A 19,546-nucleotide genomic window follows, 5' to 3' on the forward strand; every position below is an offset into this window, starting at 1 on the left:
GTCATACACCCCATCGCCCTTCGTCGATTCATGCAGCGAGATTCGGCTCTTCGGTGTCAGCTCGTCCGTGCCGTCGATGTCCTGCATGTAGGTGCGCATCTCGACGATGTACATCTTGCCGTTGCCATCAAAGGCGATCGCCGTCGGTTCCTTGATGATCGGATCACTCAGCACCAGCTCCAATGAGTAGCCATTCGGCAACTCAATCGTCTTCAGCTCCTCCTCGGCACTCAGCGCCTTGACGGGAAAAGTGTAAGTCGGCTTCGTTTGAGCGAATGCCGCAGTGCTGGCGAAGGCGAGAAAGGAAAGGAGACGGAGGTGCATGACGGACGGAGGTTGAAATATAGCCATATACATACTTCCGCCACCCTTCGTTCCTTTGGTGACAGGCTGCCAAATTTTGTTAAAATCCGGCCATGCCGTTGCCACGTCTCCAAGCCGATTTTTTCGACCGGATCGCCGATCCGCAGGGCGTGCGGGCCATCTTCGAGCACATGCCGGGCGTGTTCTTTTTCATGAAGGATGACCAGGGGCGGCACATCGCGGCCAACAGCGCCACGTATGAACGCTTCGGCATCAAGAGCGAGCGCGAACTCGTCGGTGCGATGGATGAGAAATTCTTCCCGTCCGAGGTCGCCAAAGCCTACCGCGAGGACGACCAGAAAGTCATCCGCAGTGGCAAGCCGCTCATCAACCGCCTCGAAGTCTGGTATGACGAGCAGCACAACCTGAACTGGTTCCTCTGCACCAAGCTCCCCGTACTCGACAAACGCGGCAAAGTCATCGGCGTCATGGGCATCACCCGGCGGGATGAAGACCGCATGCGCCAGCACGATGTGCGCGAAGTGACCGCCGCCCTTCAATACGCCCGCGCGCACTGCCATGAGGTCGTCACCACGGCGGAACTCGCCCGCGCCGCCGGAGTCTCAGAGCGTCATCTTCACCGCAAGCTCCGCGCCGCCCTCGGCCTCAGCCCCTACGAACTGCTGCTGCGCGCACGCGTTCAATCCGCCGCCGAAGCCCTGGCCAAAACATCCACCCCCATCATCCAGATCGCCCTTGATCATGGCTTCTGCGATCAAAGCGCCTTCACCCAGCAGTTCCGCAAACGCACCGGCATGACCCCCAAGGAGTTTCGCACCCGGCATCACGGGTAATTGGCTCAAAGCACGAATTCAGCCATCAGAAGATGCCGCGCGAAGAAAAGCCAGCCTTTGGCGCAAGCTGTTGGCTGCAGAGGTGTCCGGCAGCAGGGCCTCATCAAGCATGAGCGTCAATTCCCATCCTCCATGCGGATGTCTGACATGGGCTGCACCCAAACTGCTCCACCAGGTCAGCATTACATGATTTTCATCCAGCACCTGCGCCACAAACTTCCGGATGCCAATGGAGTACGCATGCTCCCAGATCGCAGCCAGCAAAATCGTTCCTGCACCTTGCCCCTGAAACTCATCCGCCACCGTGAAGGAGACTTCCGCCGTATCTGCCTGCTCTCCCATGCGCCAGAATGAACCGCCTCCCACGCCCGGAACATCATCGTTGTTTTCGATCACAATGATCCAGCTCGCATGCTGCCCCTGATCTTCCGCACACAGCCGGTCGATGAAGGTCGGATTGGCGCCGCGAAAGCTCGTCCAGAACCTGAAGTACGTGGATTCAGGCGAAAGCCTCCTGAAGGCCTCAATGATCCGCTCCCGATCATCCGGCAGCAGCGGACGCAGGATCACGGGAAGTTGGTCACGAAGTTGCAGTCGATAGTGGTCCAGCAAAACAGAGAGGTTTGATTTGCACCCAAGTAGTGGCCAAATGGGCAACTGTTCAACCCTGACAAAGCGGACATCTGGCAATCGGATTTGTGAGAAGCCGCATCCTTGTCTAGCCTGCACCCATGCCAGCCCCGCGAAACACCCCCAAATCCGAAGTCCTGCGCGGGCTCGTGGACCGGGTTGTGTTTCACAACGAGGACAACGGCTACTGCATCCTCAAAATCGTCCCCGAAGGCCGGCGCGATGTCGTGAGCCTGATCGGCAAAGCGCCCCGCGTGGTCGCCGGAGAGGAGTTCGAAGCCCGGGGTGTGTGGGAGCCGAACCGCGACTTCGGCCCGCAGTTCAAAGCAGACGCGCTCAAACTCCGACGCCCCGATTCGCTCGCAGGCATCGAGCGCTACCTCGGCAGCGGCTTGATCGAAGGCATCGGGCCGAAGTATGCCAAGCGCATGGTCGAGAAGTTCGGGCCGAAGGTCTTCGACATCATCGAGAACGAATCCAAGAAACTCGAAGACGTGGAAGGTGTGGGCAAAAAGCGTCGCGTGGAAATCCGCGAATCCTGGATCAAACAGAAGTCGATCCATGGCATCATGCTCTTCCTGCATCAGCACGGCATCAGTTCCTCCCGTGCCCTGCGCATTTATAAAACGTACGGTGAAGAGTCGCAGGCGGTTCTGAAGGAGAACCCCTACCGTCTGGCGCAGGACATTCGCGGCATCGGCTTCAAAACGGCGGATGACATCGCCTATCAGCTCGGCGTGGCCGAGGATGCCCCGGAACGTATCAAGGCGGGGATTCTGCACGTGCTCGAAACCGCCGCCGGAAGCGGCCATTGCTGCGTCCCAGAAACCGAGGTGATCAAAAAAGCCATCGACCTTCTCGGTGTGGAGGCTTTGATCGCACCGCAGATCGACGCGCTCATTACTGAGGACAAGGTCGAGCGACATAGTGATGCGGGCACTCCTGCCCGCAATGAAGACGCCGCGATCGGAACTGCGGGCAAGAGTGCCCACATCACTTCTCTCTACCTGCCCTACCTGCGCGCCGCAGAGCAAAGCATCGCGGCGAATGTGAAGTCACTCGCCGCCCTGCCCGCAGCCTATCCAAGCATCGATGAAGACGCCGCCCTGGCCTGGGTGATGAAGAAGACCGGCAAAGAACTGGCCGATAGCCAGCAGCGCGCCGTGCGCGAAGCCCTGCGGCATCGCCTGCTCATCATCACCGGAGGTCCCGGTGTGGGCAAGACCACCATCCTGCGCAGCATCCTGCTCATCCTGCAAAGCAAGCAGATCAGACTCGTGCTCGCCGCGCCCACTGGCCGTGCGGCCAAGCGCCTCACCGAAAGCACAGGCCTTGAAGCCAAGACACTCCATCGCCTGCTCGAATACCAGGGCGAAGGCCAGTGGGGTCGTCATCGCGGCAAACCGCTCGCGGGTCATTTGTTCGTCGTCGATGAAGCCTCGATGATCGACGCACCGCTGATGGCGCAGTTTCTCTCCGCGCTGCCAGACGGTGCGCATCTGCTCATCGTGGGAGATGCCGATCAGCTCCCCTCCGTCGGCCCAGGCATGGTGCTGCACGATCTGATCGCCAGCGACAAGGTGCCCTGCGTGAAGCTCACCGAGATCTTCCGTCAGGCCGCCAGCAGCCGCATCATCACCAGCGCACACGCGATCAATCGCGGTCAGGTTCCCGATCTGAAACCCTCACGCAGCAGCGACTTCTTTTTCCTTCAGGAGAGTGAACCCGAAGAGATCAAGCACACCCTCGTCGAACTCGCTCACACCCGACTCGCCACCAAATACGGTCTCGATCCCATCCGCGACATCCAGGTGCTCACGCCGATGAACCGCAACCTCCTCGGCACCATCTCGCTCAATCAATCCCTGCAGCTCGCGCTCAATCCGCCCAACGAACTCAAGTTCGAAATCGAGCGCTTCGGCGTCACCTTCCGCGTCGGCGACAAAGTCATCCAAACCCACAACAACTACGACAAGGAAGTCTTCAACGGCGACATCGGTCACATCGTCACAATCGATGCCGATCCCGTCAAAGTTCACGTCCGCTACGATGCCGATCGCCTCGTCGAATACGAACCCGGAGAGCTCGATGAACTCCAGCTCGCCTACGCGCTGAGTATTCACAAAAGCCAGGGCAGCGAGTTCCCCTGCGTCATCATTCCCGTCAGCACCCAGCACTACGTCCTGCTGGAGCGCAGCCTGATCTACACCGCCATCACACGCGCCAAAAAACTGTGCGTCCTCGTCGGCGATGAGCGCGCTCTGTCACTCGCCGTGAGCAAACAGGAAAGCCGCAAACGCTGGACGGGGCTGCGCCAATTATTGTGCTCGTCTTCCGGCGGATGATCGGATATGAATCCCGGCATGACGGATCAAGCTCAGCTTTCCACGGCCTGGTTGAGACAGGCGTGCCACACGCGTCGCAAGGTGAATGCCGGCTGGTGGCTCGCACGGGCGATGCCCCTTCTGGTGATGGCGGGAGTGCTCGGCTTTGTCGTGATTTTTGTGCTCCGTTCGCGCGGCATGGATCTGGGATGGCACCACGTCTGGCCATGGGTGGCGTCTGGCTTTGCAGCTTTGATGATCACAGCCTGGCTGCTCGCACGGCGGCAGTTTGTTTCCACATCACAGGCCTTGGTGCGGCTTGAGTCCGAACTCCATCTGCACAATGCCCTGACCACAGCAGCCGCAGGCCGAGGTGTCTGGCCCGCACTGGTTCCATCTGTGGACGACGGCTGGCGCTGGCGCTGGCAGACCTTGGGTGGGCCCATCGTCGCATTTGCCGGCAGTCTCGCCCTCGCGATCTTCCTGCCCGTGGCCCAGGATGCTGAAGCCAAAGGACCGACGGTGGAGCCGCAGGCCTGGGCCCAGATGGAAGACTGGCTGGAAAAGCTCCAGGAAGACAAGATCGTCACCGAGGAGGAAAAAGACGAGCAGCTCGCGAAAATCGCGGAACTGCGGGATCAGCCACCGGAAAAGTGGTTCAGCCATGAGAGCCTCAATGCGGGGGACACCCTCAAAGAGCAGCTGCAGCGCGACATCAAACAACTGGCTCAAAATCTCTCCACAGCGGAGCGCAGCCTCAATGCACTGAAAAATTACGCCGACCAGCTTTCGGTGGAAGCCAAGGAGCAGCTGCTCAAAGACTTTGATCAGGCACTGGCAGACATGAAGTCGAGCTCCTTGGAGCTTGATCCTGAACTGCTGAAGTCGATTGCGGGCCTCGATCCAAAAAATCTGAAGAGCCTTTCCAAGGAGCAGATGAAAGAGCTGGGCGAGTCGATGAAAAAGAAGGCGGGCGCCTGCAATGGCATGTGCAAAAACCCCGGCTTTCTCGGTGATGGCGAAGGCGAGGACGACGCACTGGCTGAGGCCTTGGGACTGCTGAAAAAACAAGGCCAGGGCATGGGGGTAGAGGGTGAGGGGCCCGGCAATGGCGGCATCTCACGTGGCCCCGGCACTGCACCGTTGACACTCTCCGATGAAGAAAACGATTTCGGCACGAACAAAAAAGAAGCGGTGTCGAACACCGACATGTCACGTGCCCAGGTGGGCAACATGCTGGCACTTCAGGATGGCAAACACGAGGTCGACAAGAGCATCAAAGGCCCCCAGGCCGCCGGTGCCATTCAAAACGCCGGCCAAGGCGGCGAGCAGGTCTGGCGTGAGTCTTTGACGCCTGAGGAGAAGGCCGTGCTGAAGCGCGTTTTCCGCTGAGCGTTCGCTTTCGCATCTGCACTCGGAGCGCATTTGTGAAATGTGTGTGAAGTTCCCTTTTCATCTCGACTTCATGCCTTGGTTCTTGTTTTAGTCGGATGAATGAACGACGCCTACGCTTCAGACTCAGAAATTCAGTCGGCATCCCTACCAGTCGATGCCCTGCGACGCACCCTGAACGAGGTGCTTTTTGGGCAAAGTGAACTCATCGAGCTGGTGCTCTGCGGCGTCATTGCACGCGGCCATGTGCTGCTCGAAGGTTTGCCGGGTCTTGGAAAAACCGAGCTGGTGAAAGGACTGTCAAAAGCTCTCAATCTCACCACACGCCGCGTACAGTTCACGCCCGACTTGCTTCCCGGTGACATCACGGGAAATCCCGTGCTGCAGGAGGTGGATGGCAAACGCGAGTTCGTGTTTCAACCGGGGCCCGTGTTTACCAACCTGCTGCTGGCGGATGAAATCAACCGCGCCTCTCCCAAGACGCAATCCGCACTGCTCGAAGCCATGCAGGAGCGCCGGGTGACGGTGCTGGGCCAGACGCACACACTGCCAGATCCTTTCTTCGTGCTCGCCACGCAGAACCCCATCGAACTTGAAGGCACCTATCCGCTGCCTGAGGCGCAGGTGGACCGCTTTTTGTTCAAGCTTGAGGTGCTGCGCAATTCAGCCGCGACGCTCGCAAAGATCGTCACCCAGCGCGAACTCGGCGTGGAGCCGCAGGTGACCTCCGTGGTCACACGCGAGGCGTTTGCGCTGATTCAGGCCACCGCACGGCGGATCTTCCTGCCCGAGATCGTTGCGGACTACATCGCGCGCATCGTCGATGCCACACATCCGGGGCAGTCGCACGCGGCATTAGGCGTGCGCTTCGGCGCCAGCCCGCGTGCAGCGCTCAGTTTAGCGGCCGCTTCCAAGGCGCGCGCGCTGATGCATGGCCGGCCAAATGCGAGCTTCGAAGACGTTCAGGCATTGGCGCTCCCGGTGCTCAATCACCGCGTGCTGCTGGACTACACCGCACGCATGGATGGCAAAACGAGTGCCGGCGTGGTGCGAGCCATTCTGGCGGAAGTGCCCGTGCAAAACCTCGCGACACCACGCACCCTGAAGGAGGCCGCATGAAGTTTTTTCACCGACTGTGGCTGGGTGTGCTGCTGCTGGGGGCAACGGCGGCGCATGCGCAGAAAAACATCGCCAATGAGGAGCTCGACCCGCTCTCAGGCACTCGCGTGCAGGTTCGCAGCGTGTTTGATCCGCTGCCTCCCTCGGGATATGCGCCCATGCGCATCGTGGCGACAAACGGCACCGGCCGGAATGCGCGCTGGGGCTTTGATTTCCATTCTCAGACCCAGCACTACCGGCAAAACGCGCACCGCAGCAGCTTTGCGCTCGATGTCCCCTCGCGCTCCACCCAGTCGGCATTGTTCATGGTGCCGCTGGCCGTGGACTACGGGGACAGAAGCGTGAGCGTTTCCAGCCATGTGCTGAGCGTGGATTTCTCAGGCACGGGTTTTGATGTGGGGTCAAAATACGAGCATGAAAACCGCGTCACCGGTCGCACGGCTCTCGCCCTGAGCGAGACGCTGGCCGAGTTCAGCATCACCCAGTTGAACAAGGAGATGGAGTCGAGGCTTCGCTCCAGCAGCGGCGGCTACTACGGCGGCCCCGTGACGTTTGGCAGCCGCTTTGACGTGTCGGATCTCCCGGACTCCTGGTTGGGCTACAGTGGTTTTGACATCATTCTCCTCAGCAGCATCGACTGCCAGAAGCTGAAGCCAGGTGTGAAGCGCGCGCTGCTGGAGTGGGTGCGGCTGGGCGGTACGCTGCATGTCTATCTCTCGCCGGGTGCCGTGGCTTCATCGCTGGGGCTGCCCGAGGTGACGGATGCAGGTTCAAAGGCGGTCTCGCTGGGAAAAATCGCGGTCTTTGGCTGGGACGGCAAGACTTTGCCTGCAAGAGAGACCATCAACCGCTACTGGGGTGAGAAAGTGCGTTTGGAAAGTCTCAGGTCTGACCATGCCACGTCAGGCTCATGGCCGCTGCTGTCTCTGCTGGGCTCGCGCAGCTTTGCCTCATGGCAGGTCATCGTGTTCCTCGTCGTCTTCGGCCTGCTGGTGGGTCCGGTGAATCTCTTCGTGCTGGCTCCTGCGGGCAGGCGGCACAAGCTCTTCGCCACCACGCCGCTGCTTTCCATCGGCGCCAGCCTCGTCATGGTGGTGCTCATCCTTCTCCAGGATGGCACCGGCGGCAGCGGCAGGCGTTTTGTTGCCATTGATTTGGAACCGGATGAAGCGGCAGCCTACGTGACGCAGGAGCAGGTCTCCCGCACGGGCGTGCTTCTCGGCGCGGCTTTTGAGATGAAGCAGCCCGTGCTCATCGAGCCCCTCACCATGCCAGACACACCCTGGGCAAAGCTGAAAAACACCAACAACGTGCAGCCCGTGGACCTGACGCAAAGTGGACGCGAACGTCGCGGAAATTTCTTCCAAAGCCGTGCGGAGCAGGGGCAGGTGCTGCGCGCCGCCGTCTCCACTCGCGCACGCTTGGAACTCAAAGCTGGTGCCGCGCCCGATGCCGCCCCGACTTTAATTTCGGCACTCGGCTTCACCGTGGATGAGTTGTTTTATACAGATTCCTCGGGCGCGAACTGGCGTCTGGAAAAACCACTGAGCACGGGCCAGAGCGCGATGCTGGTCAAAACAGATTACAGCGCTCACCGGCTGGGGCGCGAGGCAGCCATGCAGCCTGCGGTGCAATCCTTGCGTGACCAGCTCGCCGTGGTCGGCAAGGACCGGCGCTCGTTCTTCATCGCAAAAGCCCGGAAGGCACCGGATTTCACACTCGACACCCTGTCCTCCATTCGTTGGGAGGACGATCGCATTGTTGTCTTCGGCCCGATCACGCAGCCCTGAACTCCGCATCTTCGATCTTCATGTCATCGTCTGTTTCAAACTCCGCCCCCGCTCACGAGATGGACCGCAGCCAGCCTGCGGTCGTGGTGGAGGATCTGCACCGCACCTTTGGCACCCTGAAGGCGGTGGATGGCGTGTCCTTCAGCATTGATCATGGTCGGGTGGTCGGCTTCGTCGGTGCCAATGGCGCGGGCAAAACCACCACCATGCGCATCATGGCCACGCTTGATTCTCCCGGCAGCGGTCGGGTTTGCATGGGCGGTCACAATGTCGTGCATCATCCCGCCAAGGTGCGCCGTCTGCTCGGCTGGATGCCAGACAGCTTCGGCACCTATGAGCACATGACCGTGCTCGAATACCTCGACTTCTATGCGCGTGCCCTCGGCTTCAAAGGCGCGGATCGTCTCCGCCGCATCCAGGAGGTGATGGACTTCACCGATCTCACGCCGCTGGCAGACCGCATGAGCAACAAGATGTCCAAAGGTCAGACCCAGCGCCTCTGCCTGGGCCGCGCGCTTTTGCACGATCCGCAGATCCTCATCCTCGATGAACCTGCGGCAGGCCTTGATCCCAAGGCGCGCGTCGAACTGAAAAACCTCATCCGCATTCTCGCGCAGGAGGGCAAGACCATCCTCATCAGCTCCCACATCCTCAGCGAACTTGGCGAGATGTGCGACAGCCTGCTCTTCATCGACAAAGGCCGCATCGTGCATCATGGCGACGCTGAAAGCATGGTGCGCGGCACCGAGACCGCCGGCGAGACACTGGTGAATGTGCAGATCGCCGGCGAACCCGCCAAACTCATCGAATGGGCGCTCACCGCCCCGCTGATCAAGGTCGAAGAAGAGACCAAGCGCGGCGCGCGTCTGCGCATTCAGTCTGCCGATGAGGCCACACTGGCAGGAGTGCTGCGCCGCATGATCCAGGACGGCCTCCCCGTGCTGGACTACCACCGCGAGGAGCGCCGCCTCGAAGACGCCTTCATCGACATGCTCGGCCAGATAGACAAGAACACGTTCAAATCCCCGCCGCCCGGAGGGTTGCCGCAAAAAAACACAGAGGACGCAAAATAATGCATCAAAACTGGCTCCTCATTTTTGCAGCTTTTGCCGCTTCTTTGTGGCCATCCCAAGCATGAACACTTCCTTTGCCATCACGGACTTTCCCGACAGCCTCTCCCCGATGGTGGTCAAGGAGCTGCGGCAGGGACTGCGCACGCGGCTGTTCGCTGGCGTGCTGCTCACGCTGCATCTCATGCTGGTGCTGCTCACGCTCATGAGTGGCGGGGCGGAAAATGCCACAGTGGTGAGCGGATGGTTCGATGGCATCGTCACACTCGTGCTTTGCATCATCATGCCTCTGCGCGGTTTTTCCGCCGTGGCAGATGAGTTGAAGTCCGGTACGTTGGACATGCTGGCGCTCACCCGTCTCTCGGCCGGGCGCATCATCTTCGGCAAATGGGCCGCCATCGCCTCGCAGTCGCTGCTGCTCATGCTCAGCATTCTGCCCTATGTGGTCGCGCGTTTCGTGTTTGGCGGTTTGGATCTCTTCGGCGAGATCGCGGCGCTGTTTTACAAATGGCTGGCCGGCGTTGTGATTGCGGCGGTGATCGTGGCGCTCTCCACCCAGCGCCAGTTCTGGCTGCGGGCCGTCGTAGTTTTTCTGCCGTTGCTGATGATCGGTGGCTGTAGCGCGTTTTCTTTCATGGTGATGACACGCATGGGATCCAGTACCACCTCGGGTTCGATGTTCACTGTCTTTACCAAGTCGGGCGGAGCCAGTTCTGCGCTGCTGGTGGTGGGAATGGCAGCCTGGGCGATTTTCTTCTTTCTCAGTCTGGCGGCCACGCGCATCGCGCCGAGCGCTTCGCTCCTGAGCGTGGTCAAACGCTCCGTGCATTTCGTCATGATCTTGTCGTTGCTGCTGCTGGGCTGGCTGACCGGGTCGGGAGCCGACATGGGCATGATCGCTGCGGGCGTGCTCACCTTGCTGATGATGGACGCCTTGACTGAGCGCGTGAACGAAGTGCCCTCGGTGTATGCCGCCTTTTATCAGCGCGGCTGGCTGGGCCGTGTCGCCCTGTGGCTGCTGGCACCTGGCTGGGTCACAGGTCTGCTCTACTCGGTGTTGCTGGTGGCGCTGGTGGCGGTTTACGTAGGGTGGACTCGCAGTGTGGAAGAGGCAAAGCTGGTCGTCGTGAGCGCTTGCGGGACGTGGATGATCGCGGCCTTGGTCCAGCTGTTTTCCACGCGCAAGTCTCGTGATCTCCTTCCGCCGTTCATCATCTTCTGGCTGTTTGTAAACGTGGTGATTGCGATCCTGAGCGTTCCGCTGATGGCGTCGGCGAGCATGAGGAGTGCCACGGCCTGGTTCACCTGCGCACTCCCGCAGTTTTTGTCATCGGGCTACAAGACCGCGCAGGCGGGGGACAAGGCGGCCCTTCTCCAGCTCGGCATGCTTACCGCCTCCATCTGGCCTGCACTGCTGCTGATCTCCGCAGTGTTTGCCTGGCGGCATGCACGCGGTGCCCGGCAGGAAGGCTGGCGCATGGTTCACGCTGTTAAAGGAGGCACCGCAGTCTGACATGAACGCCACTCTGCCCATGCTGCGTGATTTCAGCGATCGCTTCAGCCCGATCGTCGTCAAGGAACTGCGCCAGGGCCTGCGCACACGGTTCTTCACCTCGTCGCTGATCTTGTTTCACACCTTCATCATCCTGCTTCTCATCACGGTGACGTTTGGCGCGCCAGTGGAGGCGGTGAACGGCATCTTTTGGGGCATCGCAGGTTTCATGCTGCTGGCGGTCATGCCACTGCGTGGATTTGCCGCCCTGCATACCGAAGCTGCGGATGGCACATTGGACATGCTGACGCTCACCTCCATCGCGTCATTTCGCATCCTCTATGGCAAATGGGTCGCGCTCTACAGTCAGACGTTGCTGGTCGCAGGCTCCATTCTTCCCTACATGGTCGCACGCTACTTCTTTGGTGGCGTGGAAATTCTGCAGGAGGTCGTGGCGCTGGTGATTTTGGCTCTCGGCTCCGGTGTTATCACAGCAGCGTTGCTGTCCTTTTCTTCTCAGGGCCCCTTGTTGCTGCGCATCTTTCTGGCGCTGTGTGTGGGGGCGGGGGCGGTGACGCTGGGGTTCTTCACCGCAATCCTCGTGTCGGCATCACAGGCAGACTCGATGGTGCGCGAATTCTTTGCGCTCGCTCTATGGGAGCAGTGCAGCCTCATTGGCGGCATTCTGGCTCTGGTGGTCTATGCCGTGTATTATTTTCTGGCGCTCGGCTCCTCACGCATCGCTCCGCCATCGGAGAATCACAGCACGCTGAAGCGCCTCGTCGCACTGGCCGTGCATGGCGCTTTGATGGTGACGGGCCTGCTGCTGTGTTTTCTCAACACGGATCCTGACGTTGCTTTTTGGGTCTTCATTCCCCTGATGGTCCTGACGCTCATCGTTTGCATGGATGTGCTGACGGAGGAGATGCCACGCTATCCCACTGCTGTGGCAGTGCTGGCACGGCGTGGGCGTTTTGGCAGGCTGGCGGGCAGACTCTTGTACCCTGGCTGGGCTTCCGGCGTGATCTTCTCCGCCGTCATGTGTGTGATGGCGTTGAGCATCATGGCTGGCATCACTCTGCGACATTCCTCCTGGGATTGGGACGACGGCCCGGGCGTTTACATGGTCTGCCTCTTCCTGGCTGTCTTCGTGCCGGTGATCCTGCGCATCAATCGAACGAACACTTTTGTAAACTGGTGGGTGGTGCAGCTTTGCTCAATGATCTGCGGGATCATGCTAACGATGTTTTGCTTCACCATGAATGCGCGTGATCTGGGCGTCATCGGCATTTTCACCCCCATCACCACGTTGTTTGGCGTCAACTGTGTGGACTACAACAGCCGTCAGGGCATCATGTTGCTGGGTTGTGTGTTCAGCGCAATTTGGCTCCTCGCCGCCATGGTGCGTGCAGCGTCAAGTTTCAATACCTACACCACGCTCGAATGCGAAGCGCTTGAGCAAATCGCTCAGGAACCCCATCGTACTCATGACGCTGCTTGAAGATGCCAGCGCATTGCGCACGCTGCACATTCGCGCACGTGGCTGGGCGCGCGTGCTGAAGCTGCCCTTCCGTCAGCAGCGCTGGCGTGGCCATGCGGGTGAGTTTCTCGGCAGCGGCACCGGCAGCAGCCTCGACTTCCAGGACCATCGCCTCTACCTGCCCGGTGACGATCCACGCCAGATCAACTGGCAGGCCTACGCCCGCACCGGCACCTACTCGATGAAGCTCTATCGCGAGGAGGTGCGCCCGCTCGTCGATGTGATCCTCGATGTCTCGGCCTCCATGTTCGCCTTTGCGGCCAAAGAGCAGCGTGCGCTGGAATTGTTTGCCTACACCATCGAGTCGGCGCTGCAGTCCGGCGCCACCCTGCGCTGCTACGCCGTCGCCGGAGCACAGCATCAATTGCTGGAGCCCGAGGTCATTCTCAGCGGCCAGTGGCACTCCCGCGTCAGCGCCTTGATCCCTACTCAGGAAACTCCCGCGCTCAACCGTCTCTCCCTGCGTGCCGGGGCCATGCGCGTCTTCATCAGCGACCTGCTGTTTGCCACCGAACCGGAAGCCATGCTCGCCTGCCTCAGCACTCGCAGTGGTCGCGGCATCGTCTTCGCTCCGCAGGCGCAGGAAGAGGCCGATCCCGGCTGGGATGGGAACTATGAATTCATCGACCCCGAGACCGGCCTGCCACACGAGCACCGGGTCGAAGCCGCGCTGCTGCAACGCTACGAATCAGCCTACCGCCGCCATTTTGAACTTTGGAAAGCAGCCGCCCAGAAACATGGCATCGCATTGGCACGTGTGGCCGCAGAAGCCGACTTTCAAAAGGCGCTGCAACTCGAAGGCCTTTCCAGTGGAGCTGTGGAAACCGCATGAATTTCACTCTCGCCAACACTTGGGGCCTGTGGGCACTGCTCGGTCTTCCGGCCGTGATCGCCATTCATTTCCTGCAGCGGCGCAACCGTCGTGTTCCAGCCACCACGCTCTTCCTGCTGCAGCAGATGAAGCGCGAGAGCCGCACCGGCAGCCGCTTTGAACGCCTGCGCACTTCCATCCCGTTCTGGTTGCAACTGCTCATGGTGCTGCTCCTCACCTGGCTGCTGGTGCAGCCACGCTGGCTCAAACACGACGCCGTGCAGCGCATCGTTATCGTGATGGACACCTCCGCAAGCATGCAGGCATTTCGCGTTCCCGCTGTCAAAGCAGTGGATGATGTTCTCGGCCTGCTCGAAGGGCCGCTCGCACGCGCGGAGCTCACCCTGCTGTCCTCGGATGCCGAAGCCCCCAGTCTCTATCACGGCACACTGGCCGGTGAACTGCGGCAGGCACTGAATCTTTGGGAGCCACTGCTCGGCGTGCATGATTTCACACCCGCCTTGCGCGTCGCGCGCGGACTCGTCGGGCAGCAGGGCGTCGTAGTGCTCGTCACCGATCACCCTCTGCCAGTGCCACCGCTCTTTGGCGCACAAGTGGTATCCGTGGGTCAGGAAACCGACAACGTCGGCTGGGCTGGCGTGACCGTGGAAGAAAAAGACGGCCAGTGGGTGTGGCATGCGCTGGTGAAAAATTACAGTCGCACAGCACAGGAGCGTCGGTGGCGCGCGCAGGCAGGTGCTGCGGAATCACCCTGGAAACCAGTCAAGCTCGGCCCCGGTGAAACCCAGACGCTCTCGGGTCCTTTCCCCGCCGGTGAGATCCAGCAGATTGCGCTGCACCTCAGCGACGACGCGCTCGCACTCGACAACGATCTGCCGCTCGTGCGTCCCCAGCCCAAGGTGCTCTCACTCTGTCCGCTTGAAGGCAAAGTGCCGTTGCTCGCCGAGTTGTTCAGCCGCTACGCGCACCTGCGCATGGTCGCTGTGCCGGGTGAGTCAGATCTCGTCGCAGCCGTGATGACATCGAGCTTCGCGTTACCAGAGCAGCGGCATGGCTGCTTTTTTCAAGCACCGGCAGATGAAACCGCCCCCTATCTCAAAGGCAGCATCGTCGCCGAACCCCATGCGCTGGTGGAAGGACTGAACTGGCAGGGCCTGCTCGTGCGCGAGTCCAAAGCCATGCCTCGGCAATCGCAGGATCGTGTCCTCCTCTGGCAGGGCGAGCGCCCGCTGATCGTCCTGCGCATGATGCCCGCAGGCGGGCGTCAGTTGATCTGCCAGTTTGATTTGGAAACCTCCAACGCTCGCAAACTGCCCGCCTTCGCCGTGCTGCTGCATCGCTTTCTCGAAGAATTGCGCACCGACAAACTTGCTCCCGAAGCTGCCAATTTTGATGTGCGTCAACACCTCGTCGTCGCACATCGTCAGGATGCCGAAGCCAGTCCATTGAAGCTGGGAGAGCAGGAAATCCCCCTCGCACAGGCGCGGCTGCTGCGCGCCCCCGCACGGCCCGGACACTTCACCGTGCGTCAGGGTGAAACATTGCTGCTGACTGCGGCCGCACATTTTGCCGACACCCGCGAGGCCGACCTTACCCAGGCGAAGCCCTTCAACGAACTCGACAAGATCAAGGCCGTGCAGATCGAGACACTGCACGAGGCCGATCCCAACTGGCGGCTATGGCTCCTCATCCTGCTGCTTCTGCTGTTGGCCAGTTGGTGGTTTACGAATTCCAGACGCGAAATGAAGGAGGTGTCGCGCGCATGATGTTCCGCCATCCAGAATGGTTTGCGCTGCTTCCCGTGCTGCTGCTGGCAGGCTGGCTCTTGCCACGCCTCATGCTCATGCGTCCGGTGCGGCTGCTGCTCGTCGCTTTGATCACGCTGACCCTGGCACAGCCGCAGTGGCGTCGTCTCGCAGACGGCGTGGATCTCTGGGTCCTGCTGGACTCCTCCACCTCAGCCGAGCAGCCGATGGCCAAGGGCATGCAGGAATGGGAAAAGCTGCTCGAAAAAAGCCGGGGCCGCGAAGACCGCATCTTTTACCTCAATTATGCGGCGGAGGTGATGAAGCGCGGTGCTGAAGGCGCGGAGATGTATGCCCGCAATCAAACTCAAACGCGCACCGCTCAGGCCGTGAGTCAGGCGCTCGCTTTTGCCCAACGTGAAGGCCGTGGCAGGCCGGCGCGCATCCTGACTATCACCGACGGTTATTCCACCGAGCCCCTCACAGGCCTCGCCTCTAAACTCACGCAGCAGGGCGTGGAGCTGGACTATCGCCTCGCCCGTGAAATCGAGACCACCGACTACCGCGTCTCCGCCATGAAGCTCCCTGCGCGCGCGCAGCTGGGTGAACCCTTTTTGATCGAAATCGAACTGCGTGGCACCACCGATGACAAGGTCCCCCTCACACTGCTGCGCAACGGGCGTGAACTCAAAACGAGCGAAGTCGCCGTGAAACTCGGCAGCGGCATGATCCGCTTCACCGATCGCCTTCCTGCGGCAGGGGTGGCGCATTACGAAGCCATCATCCAGCCTGGCAAAGACGCGCATTCGGGCAACAACCGCCATGAGGCCATGATTGAAATCGCTGGCGGTCCTCGTGTGCTGCTGCTCACGAAGTACACCAACGATCCCGTTGCAGCCACCCTGCAGCGGCAGGGCTTCACCGTCGAGACCGTCACGGAACTGCGCTCACTGCGTCCTGGCCAGCTGGCAGGAGTGAAGTGCGTCATCTTCAACAATGTCCCCGCATTCGAGCTGCCCTCCGAGTTTCTGCCAGCCATGGATTTTTATGTGCGCGAGCAGGGCGGCAGTGTCCTCATGGCCGGTGGCAAACAGAGCTTTGCGGCAGGCGGCTACTTTGAATCTCCACTCGATCCACTGCTGCCGGTGTCTCTCGAAATGAAGCAGGAGCATCGCAAGCTCATGGTGGCCATGGCCATCGTCATGGACCGCAGCGGCTCCATGGGCATGACCGTGCAGAACGGCTTCACCAAAATGCAGCTCGCCGACGAAGGCGCTGCCAATGCCATCCGCTTCCTTGGTCCGCAGGATCTGCTCGCGGTTTACGCCGTGGACAGCGAAGCCCATGAAATGGTGCCGCTGCAGCAAGTGGGACCGAACCGCGAAAAAATGGAGAGCGCCGTGCGCCGCATCGAAAGCACCGGCGGTGGCATCTATGTTTACAACGGCCTCAAAGCCGCATGGGATCAGCTCAAATCCGCGCCCGCAGGCCAGCGGCACATCATTCTCTTCTCCGACGCCGCTGACTCCGAGCAGCCCGATGCCTACCAAAGCCTGATCGATGAGATCACCAAGAACGGCGGCACCGTCAGTGTCATCGCCCTCGGCAAACGCAGCGATCCCGACGCATGGCTGCTTGATGACATCGCCAAGCTCGGCAAAGGCCGCATCTTTTACACCGACAAAGCCGAGGAACTCCCAAGCATCTTCAGCCAGGAAACCGTCGCCGTGGCACGCAGCGCCTTCATTGAAGAACCCGTTGGCACCAAGGCGGCAGGCGGCTGGTTTGAGATCAGCAGCCAGACCTTCGACTGGCCCAAGGAAGTGGATGGTTTCAATCTCAGCTACCTGCGTGAATGGGCCAGTCAGGCGCTCATCACGCAGGATGAATACGCCGCACCGCTTGTCTCCTTCGGGCCGCGCGGCACCGGTCGCACTGCTGCCGTCAGTTTCCCCCTCGGCGGCGAGAACTCTCAGCGCGTGCGCGACTGGCCCAAATACGGCGACTTTTTGCAGACACAGGTGCGCTGGCTGATGGGAGAGGCCGTACCGGCCGGCATCGGCGTGCGGCACCGCATTGACGGCAACACCCTCACTCTGGATCTGCTCTACGATGAGGAATGGGAGCCCAAACTGCGCACCAAAGCCCCTCGCGTGGTGCTCGCACATGGTTTGCGCGCCGAAGGCTCGCACGAGCTCGCCTGGGAGCGTGTCGCACCGGGCCATTTCCAGACCAGCACCGAACTCCCCGAAGGAGAAATGGTGCGCGGCGCCGTGCAGGTCGGCGGTCAGGCCATCAGCTTCGGTCCCGCCATCGTCGGTACCAGCACCGAGTGGGCCTTCGATGAGTCACGCGTGGAGGAGCTGCGTCGCGTGTCCCAAACCAGCGGCGGCCGTGAGCTTCTGGAAATGAGTCAGGCTTGGCGCAGCCCCGCCATTCCACGCTTTACGGATCTCGGTCTGTACCTGCTCATCGCCACCCTGCTGCTGCTCCTCTGCGAAGCTTTCGTGACACGCACCGGCTGGAAACTGCCGCAGTGGGCCCGTGCCGGGTCCAGTCAGCGCCCCAAAATCGTCAAACCCACCCGGGAGACCATGCAGCATCAGCAGCGCCTGCAGCAAACGCCGCAGCTTGAAGCGCCCAAAACCACTTCAGCGGCAGTGGAAACGAAATCCGAACCCGCCACTGATGCCGAGCGCCAAAGCCGTTTTCAGCGCGCGAAGAAACGCTGAAGTGGCGGGGAATGGTCGGATGAAAGCTTGAGAGACTTTGATCCAGACTCTTTTCCAACGGCTCATGGTACTAAACTGCCGTTCTTTGTCTTTGGAGACAAAGAATCAGGCGTGGCAGCGTACGTTGGAGTGACTCCAATCCATCGAAGATCATGCCCACCTCTCGCCGCTCCTTCCTCAAGAACTCAACCCTCGCCTCCGCTGCTGTTGCCTTTCCGGCCTTCGTCCGTGGTCAGAACCTCAACAGTAAGCTCCAGGTCGCCTGCGTCGGCGTCAACGGCATGGGCTACAGCGATCTGCACAATGTGGGATCTCATGCCTCAGTGAAATTCGTCGGCTTCTGCGATGTGGATGCAAATCGCTTCGACAAAGCGGACGCGGAGTTCCCTGGCGTGAAACATTTCTCCGACTATCGCGAGATGTTCAGCACCCTCGGCGATGGCTTCGATGCCGTCACCGTGGGCATCCCCGATCACATGCATGCCCCTGTGGCCGTGGCCGCCATGCAGAGGGGCAAGCACATCTATTGTCAGAAGCCCCTCGCGCACACCGTCTGGGAGGCACGGCAGATGAAGCTGTGGGCTGAGAAGAAGAATCTCACCACCCAGATGGGCAATCAGATCCACTCATCCATCGAGTACCGCATGGGCACACGCCTCATCAAGGAAGGCGCAATCGGCAAAATCAAAGAAGTCTACTCATGGGTCGGAGTGACGGGCAACGAGCGCACCCGCATGTTCCAGCCGCCGCCCCCCGCTCAGGCACCGGCCAATTTGAACTGGGACCTCTGGATCGGTGCGGCTCCGATGCGCGACTACGCCCCCGCCTATCATCCCTTCATCTGGCGCGACTGGCAGGACTTCGGCGGCGGCGGCCTCGGCGATTTCGGCTGCCACATCATGGACCCCGTCTTCACCGCACTCGATCTCACCGCGCCCATCAGCGTCCACGCCAAGAACAGCGGCATCAACAACCAGATCTGGCCTACCCATGAGACGATCAACTACGTGTTCCCCGGCACCGAGTTCACCGCAGGCAAGACGATGAAGCTCACCTGGATGGATGGCGGTCTGAAACCCAGCCATAAGCTCGCGCAGATGCCGGGAGACATCGATCTTCCCTCCAGCGGTTCCATCTTCATCGGCGAAGGCGGCACCATGGTGCTCGCCCACGTGGCGGGTCCGCGGTTGTATCCTCTCGACAAGTTCACCGGCTTCAAATATCCCAAGGAAGAAGGCCGCAGCCACTGGCACACCTGGGTGGACGCCTGCCTCGCCAGCAAAAAGACCAGCGATGGTTTCCACTACGCCGGCCCGCTCGCGGAAACCGTTCAGCTTGGCAACGTGGCCACACGTCTCGCCATTCCGAAGATCGACCCCATCACGGGCCGCATGGAGGAGGCAAACAAGGTGCTGGAGTGGGACGCCGCCAATCTGAAATTCACCAACGCCCCCGAGGCTGACAGTCTGCTCACGAAAACCTACCGCAAAGGCTTCGAAGTAGCGGCGGCATAAAACATCCCAGATGCCCTGATCCAATCAGACGCGCGCTGAACTTAAAAAGTCAGCGCGCGTTTTTTTTGATGGCAATTGAGTGGCTGGCGTAGTTATTGCGTCAGACATCGATATGAATTCGGAACACACCAACGAATCATCGTCTTCCCTCAGTGGAAGCCTCCTGCTCGCCTCACCGGCCATGCGCGACTCCAACTTTGCCCGCTCCG

General features: G+C 60.6%; 12 protein-coding genes and 2 pseudogenes. 12 read left to right on the plus strand and 2 right to left on the minus strand.

The features are described 5' to 3' along the window. A pseudogene (locus tag ACIREA_RS08345) lies at nucleotides 1-324 on the minus strand (hypothetical protein); the annotation flags it as partial. Nucleotides 325-416: 92 nt separating this feature from the next. Here ACIREA_RS08345 and ACIREA_RS08350 point away from each other — a divergent pair. Then, complete coding sequence (locus ACIREA_RS08350) at nucleotides 417-1,157, plus strand: helix-turn-helix domain-containing protein (protein ID WP_397381802.1); 741 nt, start codon at nucleotides 417-419, stop codon at nucleotides 1,155-1,157. An 18-nt stretch (nucleotides 1,158-1,175) separates the two neighbouring features. Here the strand turns inward: ACIREA_RS08350 and ACIREA_RS08355 are convergent, their stop codons facing one another. Further along, entirely contained in the window at nucleotides 1,176-1,847 is a 672-nt protein-coding gene (locus ACIREA_RS08355) for a GNAT family N-acetyltransferase (RefSeq protein WP_397381803.1), read from the minus strand. Between the two features lie 41 nt (nucleotides 1,848-1,888). Between ACIREA_RS08355 and ACIREA_RS08360 the strand changes: the two genes are divergently transcribed. From ACIREA_RS08360 to ACIREA_RS08410, 11 genes and pseudogenes are all read left to right on the plus strand, one after another. Then, nucleotides 1,889-4,132, plus strand: a complete 2,244-nt coding sequence (locus ACIREA_RS08360; RefSeq protein ID WP_397381804.1) for an ATP-dependent RecD-like DNA helicase — start codon at nucleotides 1,889-1,891, stop codon at nucleotides 4,130-4,132. Nucleotides 4,133-4,150: 18 nt separating this feature from the next. Further along, on the plus strand, nucleotides 4,151-5,503 hold the full coding sequence (locus ACIREA_RS08365; protein WP_397381805.1) for a hypothetical protein: 1,353 nt from the start codon (nucleotides 4,151-4,153) through the stop codon (nucleotides 5,501-5,503). Between the two features lie 102 nt (nucleotides 5,504-5,605). Continuing rightward, nucleotides 5,606-6,622, plus strand: a complete 1,017-nt coding sequence (locus tag ACIREA_RS08370) for an AAA family ATPase (protein WP_397381806.1) — start codon at nucleotides 5,606-5,608, stop codon at nucleotides 6,620-6,622. Further along, nucleotides 6,619-8,412 carry a hypothetical protein gene (locus ACIREA_RS08375; protein ID WP_397381807.1) on the plus strand — a complete coding sequence of 598 codons (1,794 nt, stop codon included), beginning with the start codon at nucleotides 6,619-6,621 and terminating at the stop codon, nucleotides 8,410-8,412. The genes ACIREA_RS08370 and ACIREA_RS08375 overlap by 4 nt, the downstream gene beginning before the upstream one ends. 20 nt (nucleotides 8,413-8,432) lie before the next feature. After that, nucleotides 8,433-9,485 carry an ABC transporter ATP-binding protein gene (locus ACIREA_RS08380; RefSeq protein WP_397381808.1) on the plus strand — a complete coding sequence of 351 codons (1,053 nt, stop codon included), beginning with the start codon at nucleotides 8,433-8,435 and terminating at the stop codon, nucleotides 9,483-9,485. Between the two features lie 61 nt (nucleotides 9,486-9,546). Beyond that, entirely contained in the window at nucleotides 9,547-10,995 is a 1,449-nt protein-coding gene (locus ACIREA_RS08385; RefSeq protein ID WP_397381809.1) for a hypothetical protein, read from the plus strand. Between the two features lies 1 nt (nucleotide 10,996). Beyond that, the gene (locus ACIREA_RS08390; protein ID WP_397381810.1) at nucleotides 10,997-12,475 is read left to right on the plus strand and encodes a hypothetical protein; all 1,479 of its coding nucleotides are present in this window, start codon (nucleotides 10,997-10,999) and stop codon (nucleotides 12,473-12,475) included. Nucleotides 12,476-12,617: 142 nt separating this feature from the next. After that, nucleotides 12,618-13,346 (plus strand): annotated as a pseudogene (locus tag ACIREA_RS08395) (DUF58 domain-containing protein); the annotation flags it as partial. Continuing rightward, nucleotides 13,343-15,112 (plus strand): BatA domain-containing protein, encoded by a 1,770-nt coding sequence (locus ACIREA_RS08400; protein ID WP_397381811.1) that lies wholly within the window; start codon nucleotides 13,343-13,345, stop codon nucleotides 15,110-15,112. The pseudogene ACIREA_RS08395 and the gene ACIREA_RS08400, both read left to right, overlap by 4 nt. Next, a complete protein-coding gene (locus ACIREA_RS08405; protein ID WP_397381812.1) occupies nucleotides 15,109-17,823 on the plus strand; it encodes a VWA domain-containing protein in 2,715 nt (904 codons plus the stop codon). The genes ACIREA_RS08400 and ACIREA_RS08405 overlap by 4 nt, the downstream gene beginning before the upstream one ends. A 152-nt stretch (nucleotides 17,824-17,975) precedes the next feature. Continuing rightward, nucleotides 17,976-19,337 carry a Gfo/Idh/MocA family protein gene (locus ACIREA_RS08410; protein WP_397381813.1) on the plus strand — a complete coding sequence of 454 codons (1,362 nt, stop codon included), beginning with the start codon at nucleotides 17,976-17,978 and terminating at the stop codon, nucleotides 19,335-19,337. Nucleotides 19,338-19,546: the final 209 nt, after the last annotated feature.

It is taken from the genome of Prosthecobacter sp., from assembly GCF_044373815.1.
Classification (GTDB): Bacteria; Verrucomicrobiota; Verrucomicrobiia; order Verrucomicrobiales; family Verrucomicrobiaceae; genus Prosthecobacter.

What these genes read in the sequence shown, in the direction of transcription:
- ACIREA_RS08400 (WP_397381811.1), top strand. Translation starts at nt 13,343, where the DNA reads ATGAATTTCACTCTCGCCAACACTTGGGGCCTGTGGGCACTGCTCGGT.
- ACIREA_RS08380 (WP_397381808.1), top strand. Translation starts at nt 8,433, where the DNA reads ATGTCATCGTCTGTTTCAAACTCCGCCCCCGCTCACGAGATGGACCGC.
- ACIREA_RS08390 (WP_397381810.1), top strand. Translation starts at nt 10,997, where the DNA reads ATGAACGCCACTCTGCCCATGCTGCGTGATTTCAGCGATCGCTTCAGC.
- ACIREA_RS08350 (WP_397381802.1), top strand. Translation starts at nt 417, where the DNA reads ATGCCGTTGCCACGTCTCCAAGCCGATTTTTTCGACCGGATCGCCGAT.
- ACIREA_RS08360 (WP_397381804.1), top strand. Translation starts at nt 1,889, where the DNA reads ATGCCAGCCCCGCGAAACACCCCCAAATCCGAAGTCCTGCGCGGGCTC.
- ACIREA_RS08375 (WP_397381807.1), top strand. Translation starts at nt 6,619, where the DNA reads ATGAAGTTTTTTCACCGACTGTGGCTGGGTGTGCTGCTGCTGGGGGCA.
- ACIREA_RS08405 (WP_397381812.1), top strand. Translation starts at nt 15,109, where the DNA reads ATGATGTTCCGCCATCCAGAATGGTTTGCGCTGCTTCCCGTGCTGCTG.
- ACIREA_RS08365 (WP_397381805.1), top strand. Translation starts at nt 4,151, where the DNA reads ATGACGGATCAAGCTCAGCTTTCCACGGCCTGGTTGAGACAGGCGTGC.
- ACIREA_RS08385 (WP_397381809.1), top strand. Translation starts at nt 9,547, where the DNA reads ATGAACACTTCCTTTGCCATCACGGACTTTCCCGACAGCCTCTCCCCG.
- ACIREA_RS08410 (WP_397381813.1), top strand. Translation starts at nt 17,976, where the DNA reads ATGCCCACCTCTCGCCGCTCCTTCCTCAAGAACTCAACCCTCGCCTCC.
- ACIREA_RS08370 (WP_397381806.1), top strand. Translation starts at nt 5,606, where the DNA reads ATGAACGACGCCTACGCTTCAGACTCAGAAATTCAGTCGGCATCCCTA.